Origin of the sequence: Pseudomonas sp. Irchel 3H9 (assembly GCF_900187495.1) — a bacterium.
In the GTDB taxonomy this organism is placed as follows: domain Bacteria; phylum Pseudomonadota; class Gammaproteobacteria; order Pseudomonadales; family Pseudomonadaceae; genus Aquipseudomonas; species Aquipseudomonas sivasensis.
Window position 1 is genome coordinate 1 of the sequence record NZ_FYDK01000007.1, and the last position, 11791, is coordinate 11791.

The window sequence follows — 11791 nt, forward strand, 5'->3', positions numbered from 1 at the left end:
ATTCGCACCTGTACAGCGGCTACAAGGTTCCGTCCAACTACGACTCGCTGATCGGCAAGCTGATCACCTGGGGCGCCACCCGCGACGAGGCCATGGCCCGTATGCGTAACGCCCTGGACGAAATCGTAGTCGACGGCATCAAGACCAACATCCCGCTGCATCGGGACCTGGTTCGTGATGAAGGCTTCTGCGAAGGTGGTGTGAACATTCACTACCTGGAACACAAACTGGCCAACCAGTAAGTGCTCCACCCAACAAAACCGCCTTCGGGCGGTTTTGTTGTTTCTGCACACCTGTTTTCCAGGATGCATACAGTCCAAATGTGGGAGGGGGCTTGCTCCCGATAGCGGTGGATCAGTTACAGATACTGAGGCCGGCACACTGCAATCGGGAGCAAGCCCCCTCCCACATTTGGTCCGCATTCACTCAGTAATGTCGTCTTATGCTGTTCGCTCGCGTAAACTTGCGCGCTTTCGCGACCTCGCTCGTCGCACACTCATTTTTTCAAAGGTGCCCGCCATGCCTTGGCTGCAAGTCCGTCTCGCCATCAGCCCAGAACAAGCCGAAACCTACGAAGACGCTTTCCTCGAAGTGGGCGCCGTCTCGGTGACCTTCATGGACGCCGAAGACCAACCGATCTTCGAACCGGAACTCAACACCACCCCGCTGTGGTCCCACACTCACCTGCTGGCCCTGTTCGAAGACGGCACCGATGCCGCTGCCGTGCTGGCCCATATGGAACTGCTCACCGGCGGCCCGCTGCCTGAGCATCACAGCGAAGTGATCGAAGACCAGGACTGGGAGCGCAGCTGGATGGATAACTTCCAGCCGATGCGTTTCGGTCAGCGTCTGTGGATCGTGCCGAGCTGGCATGCCGCCCCAGTGCCTGACGCGGTCAACCTGCTGCTCGACCCCGGCCTAGCGTTCGGCACCGGCACCCACCCCACCACCGCACTGTGCCTGGAATGGCTCGACGGCCAGGACTTGACCGACAGCAACGTGCTGGACTTCGGCTGCGGCTCGGGGATCCTGGCGATTGCCGCCCTGCTGCTGGGCGCCAAGGAAGCCGTGGGCACCGATATCGACGTGCAGGCTCTGGAAGCCTCCCGCGATAACGCCGGGCGCAACAACATTCCTGAAGGCAAATTCCCGCTCTACCTGCCTGAAGACCTGCCCCAGGTGCAGGCCGATGTGCTGGTGGCGAATATCCTCGCCGGGCCGCTGGTTTCCCTGGCACCGCAACTGTCGAGCCTGGTTAAGCCGGGTGGGCGTCTGGCGCTGTCGGGCATCCTTGCCGAGCAAGGCGAAGATGTCGCTGCCGCCTATGCCCAGGATTTCGAGCTGGATCCGATCGCTAACCGCGATGGCTGGGTACGCATCAGCGGGCGTCGGCGCTAGAATGAGCGCTTGCCTGAATCGGATGGCCGCATGACCGACAGTTTCGTCACCCAGTGCCCGCATTGCCAAACACGCTTTCGCGTCAACCACGCTCAATTGAGCGTGGCCCGTGGCGTGGTGCGCTGCGGCTCGTGCCTGCAAGTGTTCAACGCGGCTCGCCAGTTGCTGGAGCAGCGCGCCCATGCGCCGGAGCCTGAACAACCGGTGATCGCGCTGCCCCCTGAGGCACCGCGCGCCATCAGCCAAAAGCAATGGACCGCCGAAGAGCTGGACCTCGACAATCTGGACCTGGACGAAGAACTGGCCAAGCTGGAGCGCCGCGAGATTCAGCACACGCTGCCCGTGGGCGCGGAGCGTCGCCAACCGGGTGCCGAGCGCAGGCAGAAAGAAGACGCCCTCAGCGCCAGCCGCGAGACCGTCAAGGCCGAAGAAGAAAAATGGGCCGCCAGCCTGTTCAGCGAGCCGCCTGAAGAGCGCACCAACGTCTCGGAAGACGAGCCGGAATCGACCAAAGTCCCAGCAACCAAGCAGCGCACCGAACCGTCCATGTCGCATCACATCGATAATATCGACGACGAAACGCCGTTGCGCGCTTCGCCTGATGATGACGACATCGACCCACCGTTCACCCCGCTCACCCAGTCAGCGGACGAACCGGAACCCGAAGAGCGCCCCCAGTTTCGCCGCAAACGCCCACGCCCCGAGGCCGGCGTTCACGACAACCTGCTTCAGGACCTCGAAGACGATCCGCTGCACCTGTATGCGCAAAAACGCCCGCAGGGCTTGGGCCGCCGCCTGATCTGGATGCTGCTGGTGCTGATCGCCGCGGCCGGTCTGGCAGGCCAGTACATCGCCTACCAATTCGACGACCTGGCCCGCCAGGACGCTTACCGCCCATGGTTCCAGCAACTGTGCCCCACACTGGGCTGCACGGTGCCGTCACGGGTCGATATCGCCCATATTAAGAGCAGCAACCTGGTGGTGCGCAGCCACCCGGAATTCGCGGGAGCGCTGGTGGTGGATGCGATCATCTATAACCGCGCGACGTTCTCCCAGCCCTTTCCGCTGCTGGAGCTGCGTTTTGCCGACCTCAATGGCAGCCTGATTGCCAGTCGTCGCTTCAAACCCGCCGAATACCTCAGCGGCGAGTTGGCCGGTGTTAGCGAAATGCCATCTCAGACCCCGATCCATATCTCCTTGGACATCCTTGATCCGGGCAACAAAGCCGTGAATTACAGCCTGAGCTTCCACTCGCCCGAGTGAGGCGACCCATGCGCCGAAGCTTGACGGTGGATTATTGACTCGGCGCCGCGCATCCAAACCGGTGGCGATAAAGAAATAACTGTTCAGATTTTATCCAATCCAGCCTTTATCCAGTCATCGAGAGCGGGTATCATGCCAACCCTTTTTCGAACTCTAATGATCCGGCCCCACAACAGGGAAGTCCTATGTCGGCGGTACGCATCGGCCCATATACATTGCAGAACGGCTTGATCCTCGCCCCAATGGCGGGCGTCACCGACCAGCCCTTTCGTCAGCTGTGCAAGCGTTTGGGCGCGGGTCTTGTAGTCTCGGAAATGGTCACCAGCGACATGAGCTTGTGGAACACCCGCAAATCGCGGATGCGCATGATCCACGAAGGTGATCCCGAGCCCCGCTCGGTACAGATCGCCGGCGGTGATGCGCAGATGCTGGCGGATGCGGCCCGAGCCAATGTGGAGTTGGGCGCACAGATTATCGACATCAACATGGGCTGCCCGGCCAAGAAGGTCTGCAACAAGGCCGCCGGTTCCGCACTATTGAAAGATGAGCAGTTGGTTGCCGAGATCCTGCAGGCCGTTGTCGCCGCAGTGGATGTGCCGGTAACCCTGAAGATTCGTACCGGCTGGGACCGGGACAACAAAAACGGCCTGACGGTGGCGAAGATCGCCGAACAGGCAGGCATTACAGCGCTGGCAGTGCATGGCCGCACACGCGCCGATCTATACACCGGTGAAGCCGAGTACGACACCATCGCCGCAATCAAGCAGGCAGTGTCGATGCCCGTGTTTGCCAATGGCGACATCGACTCAGCCGAAAAAGCCCGGCGCGTGCTGCACGCCACCGGTGCCGATGGTTTGTTGATTGGCCGGGCCGCCCAGGGGCGTCCATGGATTTTTCGTGAGATCGAACATTTTCTGCGTACCGGTGAAGTCTTGCCTGCGCCGGAGTTGGTCGAGGTGGAACGTATTCTGCTTGAGCATCTGGCTGCACTTCACACCTTCTATGGAGACGTGATGGGCGTGCGCATTGCTCGCAAGCATGTGGGTTGGTATCTCGCAACCCTGCCGGGCGCCAGGGAGTTTCGCGCCGGGTTCAATCGTTTGGATGAAACGCAAGCACAGGTCACCGCCGTTCGTGAGTTTTTTGCCGAGCGAGACAAGAGCCTGAGAGCAGGGGACGGAGAAGGGGTGGCCGCATGACGATGATGACCGAGACTTTAGTGAGTGGAACAACACCCGTGAGCGACAACGTCAATTTGAAACAGCACCTCAACACGCCGAGCGAAGAAGGCCAGACCCTTCGCGGGAGTGTCGAGAAGGCGCTGCATAATTATTTCGCCCACCTTGAGGGCGCTTCCGTCACGGATGTGTACAACCTGGTGCTCTCCGAAGTCGAGGCGCCCTTGCTCGAATGCGTGATGAACTACGTCAAGGGCAACCAGACCAAAGCCAGTGAGCTGCTGGGCCTCAACCGTGGCACTCTGCGTAAAAAGCTCAAACAATACGATTTGCTGTAAGCATTCAATCCAACCAGAAAGGCGCCCGCGTAAAACCGGTCGCCTTTTTTGCTGACTCCTTTGCTTTTGATGGAAATTGAAATGACCGACCAGACTACCCGCCTGCCGATCCGCCGCGCCTTGATCAGTGTCTCCGACAAGACCGGGATCCTCGAATTTGCCCGGGAGCTGGAAGCCCTGGGCGTGGAAATCCTCTCCACAGGCGGGACCTTCAAACTGCTGCAGGACAACGGCGTGGCCGCAGTAGAAGTCGCGGACTACACCGGTTTCGCAGAAATGATGGACGGTCGGGTCAAGACCCTGCATCCGAAAATCCACGGCGGCATCCTCGGCCGTCGCGGCATCGACGACGCCATCATGACCGAGCACGGCATCAAGCCGATTGACCTGGTAGCGGTTAACCTCTACCCGTTCGAAGCCACCATCAACAAGCCAGGCTGCGACCTGCCGACCGCCATCGAGAACATCGATATCGGCGGCCCAACCATGGTTCGTTCGGCAGCCAAGAACCACAAAGACGTGGCCATCGTGGTGAACGCCGGTGACTACGCCCAAGTACTGGAAAGCCTGAAAGCCGGCGGCCTGACCTACGCCCAGCGCTTCGACCTGATGCTCAAGGCGTTCGAACACACCGCCGCCTACGACGGCATGATCGCCAACTACATGGGCACCGTGAACCAGGCCGCCGAGACCTTGAGCACAGAAGGCCGCAGCCAGTTCCCGCGCACCTTCAACAGCCAGTTCATCAAGGCCCAGGAAATGCGCTACGGCGAGAACCCGCACCAGAGCGCGGCGTTCTACGTGGAAGCCAAACCTGCCGAAGTGGGTATCGCCACTGCGACCCAACTGCAAGGCAAAGAACTGTCCTACAACAACGTGGCCGACACAGACGCCGCGCTGGAATGCGTGAAGAGCTTCGTCAAGCCGGCCTGCGTGATCGTCAAGCACGCCAACCCATGTGGCGTGGCCGTGAGCCCGGACGCCGAAGGCGGCATCCGCCAGGCGTACGAACTGGCCTACGCCACCGACACCGAGTCGGCGTTCGGCGGCATCATTGCCTTCAACCGTGAGCTGGACGCCGAGACCGCCAAGGCCATCGTCGAGCGTCAGTTCGTTGAAGTCATCATCGCCCCTTCCGTCAGCGAAGAAGCCCGCGCCATTGTGGCTGCCAAAGCTAACGTGCGTCTGTTGGCCTGCGGTGAGTGGTCGGCTGACCGCGCCGCAGCCTGGGACTACAAGCGCGTCAATGGCGGCTTGCTGGTACAGAGCCGCGACATCGGCATGATCGGCAGCGAAGACCTGAAAGTGGTGACCAAGCGCGCCCCCACCGAGCAAGAGATCAACGACCTGATCTTCGCCTGGAAAGTCGCCAAATACGTTAAATCCAACGCCATCGTCTACGCCAAGAACCGTCAGACCATCGGTGTCGGCGCCGGCCAGATGAGCCGCGTGAACTCGGCGCGTATCGCCGCGATCAAGGCTGAGCACGCTGGTTTGCAGGTTGTAGGTTCGGTGATGGCATCCGATGCGTTCTTCCCGTTCCGTGACGGCTTGGACAATGCAGCCAAGGCCGGCGTAACCGCCGTTATCCAACCGGGCGGCTCGATGCGCGACGCAGAGGTTATCGCCGCTGCTGATGAAGCTGGCATCGCCATGGTCTTCACCGGCATGCGCCACTTCCGTCACTAAACACCACTGCTTTCCTACTGTAGGAGCGAGCGGGACGCCTAGTTCTTGCTCGCGAAAAGCCCGAGAACGCCACGGGGAGTCAGATGCCCCCCGTTATCGTTGACGATCTTCGCGAGCAAGAACTAAGCGTCACCCTCGCTCCTACAGAAAGCACAGCGTTTCACAGAGGTTTTTGAAATGAATGTTTTGATCATTGGCAGCGGTGGCCGTGAACACGCCCTGGCCTGGAAAGTTGCCCAGGACCCACGTGTCCAGAAAGTTTTCGTAGCACCCGGCAACGCCGGTACCGCCATTGAAGCCAAGTGCGAAAACGTCGCCATCGACGTGCTAGCCCTTGAGCAACTGGCCGACTTCGCCGAGAAAAACGTCTCCCTGACCATCGTCGGTCCGGAAGTCCCTCTGGTCGCCGGTGTTGTGGACCTGTTCCGCAGCCGTGGCCTGGACTGCTTCGGCCCTACCGCTGGCGCTGCCCAGTTGGAAGGTTCCAAAGCCTTCACCAAGGATTTCCTGGCACGCCACAAAATCCCGACCGCCGACTACCAGAACTTCACCGAGATCGAGCCGGCCCTGGCTTACCTGCGTGAAAAAGGTGCGCCAATCGTGATCAAGGCCGATGGCCTGGCCGCCGGTAAAGGCGTGATTGTCGCCATGACCCTGCAGGAAGCCGAAGACGCCGTGCGCGACATGCTCGCCGGTAACGCCTTTGGTGACGCCGGTTCGCGCGTTGTCATCGAGGAATTCCTCGACGGCGAAGAAGCCAGCTTTATCGTGATGGTCGATGGCAAGAACGTACTGCCGATGGCCACCAGCCAGGATCACAAGCGCGTCGGCGACGGCGACAGCGGTCCGAACACCGGCGGCATGGGCGCCTACTCCCCTGCCCCAGTGGTCACCAGCGAAGTGCATCAACGCGTGATGGACCTGGTGATCTGGCCGACCGTGCGTGGCATGGCCGATGAAGGCAATGTCTACACCGGTTTCCTCTACGCCGGTCTGATGATCGACAAGGCCGGTAACCCGAAAGTCATCGAGTTCAACTGCCGCTTCGGCGATCCGGAAACCCAACCGGTGATGCTGCGCCTGCAATCGAGCCTGGTGCTGCTGGTGGAAGCCGCCCTGGCTCAAGCCCTGGACAAGGTTGAAGCACAATGGGATCCACGCCCGAGCGTTGGCATTGTGCTCGCGGCCGGCGGTTACCCTGCCGACTACGCCAAGGGCGATGTGATTGAAGGCCTCGACGCTGCCGCTACGCTGGAAGGCAAGGTGTTCCATGCGGGCACCGCGCTCAAGGATGGCAAGGTAGTGACCGCCGGTGGCCGTGTACTGTGCGCCACGGCAATGGGTGCCAGTGTCGACGCTGCGCAGCAACAGGCTTATGCACTGGCCAAGAAGATCGACTGGAAAGGTTGCTTCTATCGCACGGACATCGGCTACCGCGCCATTGCCCGCGAGCGTGGCGAAACCCAGTAACACTAGCTATCCGTTCGGTTAGGCAAGGGCCCAAGGCCCTTGCCGTATAAGGCTGCCCCGCGCATAGTTAACCGTGCATCAACCTACGAAGGGATTTCGCCGTGCGCTGGCTCAGGATCGCCATAGGTTTCACTGTCAGTCTGCTGACGCTGCTCTGCTTGCTCCCGGCCCAGGCCGCCGCGCAAGGCAGTGGCTGGGCAGTATTGCTTGATGAACAGGCCGACCTGCAACTGAGCGACATCCGTTCGCCCCGCTACACCAATCAATTCAGCCCCATCGAACTGGACCGCGTTACTGCTGCGCAGCCGGACGGTGCGTTGTGGGTGCGGTTCAAGCTGCAACCCGGCAAGCACGAACAAGTGCTGCGGATATTCGCTCCGGACCTGTCGCACCTGAGCCTCTACGTGCTGGACGGCGACACACTGGTCGAGCAACAAAGCACCGGCACCCGCCAGCCCCAGTCGGAACGCCCGTTACCCAGCAGCGACTTCATGCTACCGATGCCCCAGAGCCAGAAACCTCTTGAGGTCTACCTGCGTCTGGTGTCGGAACACGAACTTCGCCCCTATATCACCCTGGAACCGGCCGTGCTGGTCGCCGCCGACCAGACCCAGACGCTGATCTACGGCCTGTTGTTCGGCTGTCTGTTGATGCTGATCCTGCACAACCTCACACGCTTCGCTTACCACCGCTCGCGCAGCAGTCTATGGCTGGCAGCATCCGAACTGTTGTTGATGCTCAGCCTGGCGCTGCTGCTCAACCTGGTGGGCCCATGGCTGCCGAATTGGCACGGGATTCAGACCCCTGGCGCCTACCTGGCCCTGCTGCTGACCGCACCGTGCGGGCTGATGTTCGCCTATCGTTTCTTCACGCCCCTGGGTCCACACCCGCTAAACAAATTGTTGATGGCCGATATCCTGTTTATCGTGCTGTGTGGCCTGCTGTTGTTGTTCGTCAACACACTGCCGCTGAACATCATGACCTACGCGCTGGTGGCGTTGGCGGGCCTGAGCATGCTGTTTGTCTCGTCATATCACTGGCAGAAAGGCTACCGCCCGGCACGCTTGTTCGTAGCCGGCATGGTGGTGTTCAACATCGGCACGCTGATCATCCTCCCCGCGTTGCTGGGTCTGACGATGGTGTCGCCCCAGGGGTTGATCATCACGCTGCTGGCATTTATCTGCCTCAGTGGCCTGTTGATGAGCCTGGCCATGGGCGAGCGCCAGCGCGCGATTGTTGAGGCTCGCTTCAGCCTCAGTCGCGACCTGGCCGCCAGCAACGCCGAGATTGCCGCCAAGGCCGAGTTCCTGGCCAAGATCAGCCACGAAATCCGTACCCCCATGAACGGCGTGCTGGGCATGACCGAGTTGCTGCTGGGCACGCCGTTGTCGGTGAAGCAGCGCGACTACGTGCAGACCATCCACAGCGCCGGCAACGAGTTGCTCACACTGATCAACGAAATCCTCGATATCTCCAAGCTCGAATCCGGCCAGATCGAGTTGGATGACGTGCAGTTCGATCTCAATGCCCTGATTGATGACTGCCTGAGCATCTTCCGCGCCAAGGCCGAGCAGCAGAATGTCGAGTTGATCAGCTTTATCCAGCCCCAAGTGCCGCGCGTCATCAGCGGTGACCCCACACGCCTGCGCCAGGCGCTGCTGAGCCTGCTGGAAAACGCCCTGCACAAGACCGATGAAGGCGAAGTGCTGATCGTCGTTGCCCTGGACGACCGCAGCACCAAGCCACGCCTGCGCATTGCCGTGCAGGACAGCGGCCTGCCGATGGAGGCCGCCGAGCGCGACGCGCTGCTGCACAGCGAACTGCACAGCAAGAACTTCCTCTCGGCCACTCGCCTGAGCGGCCACTTGGGCCTGGTGATCGCACGCCAACTGATCATGCTGATGAACGGCGAATTCGGCATCAAGAGTGGCAGCCATCAAGGCAGCACGTTGTGGCTGACCCTGCCGCTGGACCCGGAACGCCTGGAACACCCTACCTCCGACCTCGATGGCCCGCTCAAGGGCGCGCGCGTGTTGGTGGTGGACGACAACGACACCTGCCGCAAAGTGCTGGTGCAGCAGTGCACGGCCTGGGGCCTGAACGTCAGCGCGGTGCCATCGGGCAAGGAAGCCCTGGCATTGCTGCGCACCAAGGCGCACCTGCGTGATTACTTCGACGTGGTGCTGCTGGACCAGAACATGCCCGGCATGACCGGCATGCAACTGGCGGCGAAGATCAAGGAAGACCCGAGCCTGAATCACGACATTCTGCTGATTATGCTCACCGGCATCAGCAACGCGCCAAGCAAGGTCATCGCGCGCAACTGTGGGATCAAACGCATCCTCGCCAAGCCGGTCGCCGGCTACACGCTCAAGACCACCCTGGCCGATGAACTGACTCAACGCAGCAAAGGCGGCGTGCAACCTCGCCCAGTGTTGAATGCCCCGGCTGCGGTGATCGTACCGAGCGATTTCAAAATCCTGGTGGCCGAAGACAACAGCATTTCAACCAAAGTGATTCGCGGCATGCTCGGCAAACTCAACCTCAACCCGGACACCGCCAGCAACGGCGAAGAAGCGCTGGAAGCGATGAAGGCCCAGCGCTACGACCTGGTGTTGATGGACTGTGAAATGCCGGTCCTCGATGGCTTCTCGGCCACCCAGCAGCTGCGTGCGTGGGAAGTCAGCCACCAGCGCATTCGCACACCGGTAGTGGCGCTCACGGCTCATATCCTCTCGGAACACAAAGAACGCGCACGCCAGGCAGGGATGGATGGGCATATGGCCAAGCCGGTGGAATTGTCGCAGCTGCGTGAGCTGGTGGAGTTTTGGGTGGCACAGCGTCAGCAGCGGGCGGAACACAGCACGGTTTCATGATCTGGAATGCAATGCCAATGTAGGTGGGGGCTTGCCCCCGATGGCGGTGGTTCAGTGACAGGTAATCTGACTGTTACACCGCCATCGGGAGCAAGCCCCCTCCCACATTTGAAGCCTATCGCCTGATAGACTCTCCCCCCACTTTTCCTGCCGCGAGCCACTCCCCATGCTCCACGTGTTATTCAGCGTCTACCTGAAAATGCTGGTGCTCTACAGCCCGTTCTTCGTGCTGTCCTGCTTTATCAGCCTGACCCGTGGCTACTCCAGCAAAGAACGCCGACGCCTGGCCTGGAAAGTGGCGCTGGCGACCCTGGTGTCGAGCGTATTGCTCTATCTGTTCGGCCGGGTGATTTTCAGTGTGTTCGGCATCACCGTGGATGCGTTTCGCATCGGTGCCGGCAGTGTGTTGTTTATTTCGGCCCTGGGCATGGCCCAAGGCAAGTCAGCGGTGCAGACCGACAACGTGCAGCAGGACGTGACCATCGTGCCGCTGACCATTCCCCTCACCGTCGGCCCCGGCACTATCGGTGCGTTGCTGGTGATGGGCGTCAGCCAGCCCCATTGGGATGACAAGATCACTGCCATCCTCAGCATCGCCCTGGCCAGCTTCACCGTTGGCGTGGTGCTGTACCTGTCCAACCGTATTGAACGCATTCTCGGTGACCAGGGCTTGCAGATTGTCAGCCGGTTGATGGGGTTGTTCGTGTGCGCCCTCGCCGCGCAAATTATCTTTACCGGCGTGCGTGGTTATCTGGTGCCCTAAATCCGGTACTTGGCAATTGCCAACTGCACTTTGTCGCCCGCACTCTCGCGCATTAATTGGATGGTTTTTTCGTTGACCACCGAGGTATTCAGCACCAGGCAGGTTTGCCCGCTGAAGGCCTCGACCGAGGAGCTGTCCCATTCAAGGAACGGCAACCCCACCTGCTTACTCACGCTCTGAGTGCTGTAAGTCACCAGCACCATTGTCAATTCGCCGTCCGCTTCTACGCAGGACGCCAGGCCGAAATCACCGCCCTGGTGCACCGTACTGTTGCGTTTGAACAGCTCAAAGGACGCCGGTTGTTGCTTCATGGCCTCCAACGCATCGGCCGCCAGTTTAGGCAGCGCCGTGATCAATGGCCCCGAAACCGACATCGATGCCAGCATCGTGGCGATGATATTCAGGGCCGCCAACTGCACCGACAAACCCTTGCCCGAATGTGAGACCCGCTCGAAACGGCTGCGCACCGGCAGCCAACCCAGGCTGATCATCACCTTGATAAATTCGTCGTACCAGGCCTCGGTACCTCGGTGAATCTTCAATACATCGCTGACGTAGCTGCTGGCCAACAAATAGCTTTTGCGGATGTATTCCCGGCTCAGGCCGGACAGCCCCTCGGCAAACGACATGACGCTGTTGTTCACCACGGCAGCGTTGCAATCATCCTCGGCATTGATCGCCAGGGACGGCTGCTTGCCCGGCGCACCCGGCAGTTTGTAGGCGGCGATCAACTTGCGCCTTTTCGTACTGTTGATCCTTTTGTGTTGTCGCTCCATTTCAGTTCTCCACAAGCACCCCACATGGGGCTTGCTTGAA

At 60.5% G+C, this 11791-nt stretch carries 9 protein-coding genes and 1 pseudogene; 9 read left to right on the forward strand and 1 reads right to left on the reverse strand.

The features are described 5' to 3' along the window. From CKW32_RS22295 to CKW32_RS22335, 9 genes and pseudogenes are all read left to right on the forward strand, one after another. Positions 1-242: pseudogene (locus CKW32_RS22295) on the forward strand (acetyl-CoA carboxylase biotin carboxylase subunit); the annotation flags it as partial. Between the two features lie 277 nt (positions 243-519). Beyond that, positions 520-1398 (forward strand): 50S ribosomal protein L11 methyltransferase, encoded by an 879-nt coding sequence (gene prmA / locus CKW32_RS22300; RefSeq protein WP_095186031.1) that lies wholly within the window; start codon positions 520-522, stop codon positions 1396-1398. Positions 1399-1428: 30 nt separating this feature from the next. Then, entirely contained in the window at positions 1429-2661 is a 1233-nt protein-coding gene (locus CKW32_RS22305; RefSeq protein WP_095186032.1) for a DUF3426 domain-containing protein, read from the forward strand. A gap of 185 nt (positions 2662-2846) precedes the next feature. After that, positions 2847-3860, forward strand: a complete 1014-nt coding sequence (dusB, locus tag CKW32_RS22310; RefSeq protein WP_017527884.1) for a tRNA dihydrouridine synthase DusB — start codon at positions 2847-2849, stop codon at positions 3858-3860. Continuing rightward, the gene (gene fis / locus CKW32_RS22315; protein ID WP_032890623.1) at positions 3857-4177 is read left to right on the forward strand and encodes a DNA-binding transcriptional regulator Fis; all 321 of its coding nucleotides are present in this window, start codon (positions 3857-3859) and stop codon (positions 4175-4177) included. The genes dusB and fis overlap by 4 nt, the downstream gene beginning before the upstream one ends. A gap of 81 nt (positions 4178-4258) precedes the next feature. After that, positions 4259-5866, forward strand: a complete 1608-nt coding sequence (gene purH / locus CKW32_RS22320; protein ID WP_032890621.1) for a bifunctional phosphoribosylaminoimidazolecarboxamide formyltransferase/IMP cyclohydrolase — start codon at positions 4259-4261, stop codon at positions 5864-5866. A 177-nt stretch (positions 5867-6043) separates the two neighbouring features. Continuing rightward, positions 6044-7336 carry a phosphoribosylamine--glycine ligase gene (gene purD, locus CKW32_RS22325; RefSeq protein WP_095186033.1) on the forward strand — a complete coding sequence of 431 codons (1293 nt, stop codon included), beginning with the start codon at positions 6044-6046 and terminating at the stop codon, positions 7334-7336. A gap of 101 nt (positions 7337-7437) precedes the next feature. Next, the gene (locus tag CKW32_RS22330) at positions 7438-10212 is read left to right on the forward strand and encodes a hybrid sensor histidine kinase/response regulator (RefSeq protein WP_095186034.1); all 2775 of its coding nucleotides are present in this window, start codon (positions 7438-7440) and stop codon (positions 10210-10212) included. A gap of 166 nt (positions 10213-10378) precedes the next feature. Further along, positions 10379-10975: a MarC family protein gene (locus CKW32_RS22335; RefSeq protein WP_032890615.1), complete on the forward strand. Its 597-nt coding sequence runs from the start codon at positions 10379-10381 to the stop codon at positions 10973-10975. On the opposite strand, the gene CKW32_RS22340 is transcribed toward CKW32_RS22335, so the two are convergent. Then, positions 10972-11751: a hypothetical protein gene (locus tag CKW32_RS22340; protein ID WP_095186035.1), complete on the reverse strand. Its 780-nt coding sequence runs from the start codon at positions 11749-11751 to the stop codon at positions 10972-10974. The genes CKW32_RS22335 and CKW32_RS22340 overlap by 4 nt on opposite strands. Between the last annotated feature and the right edge of the window lie 40 nt (positions 11752-11791).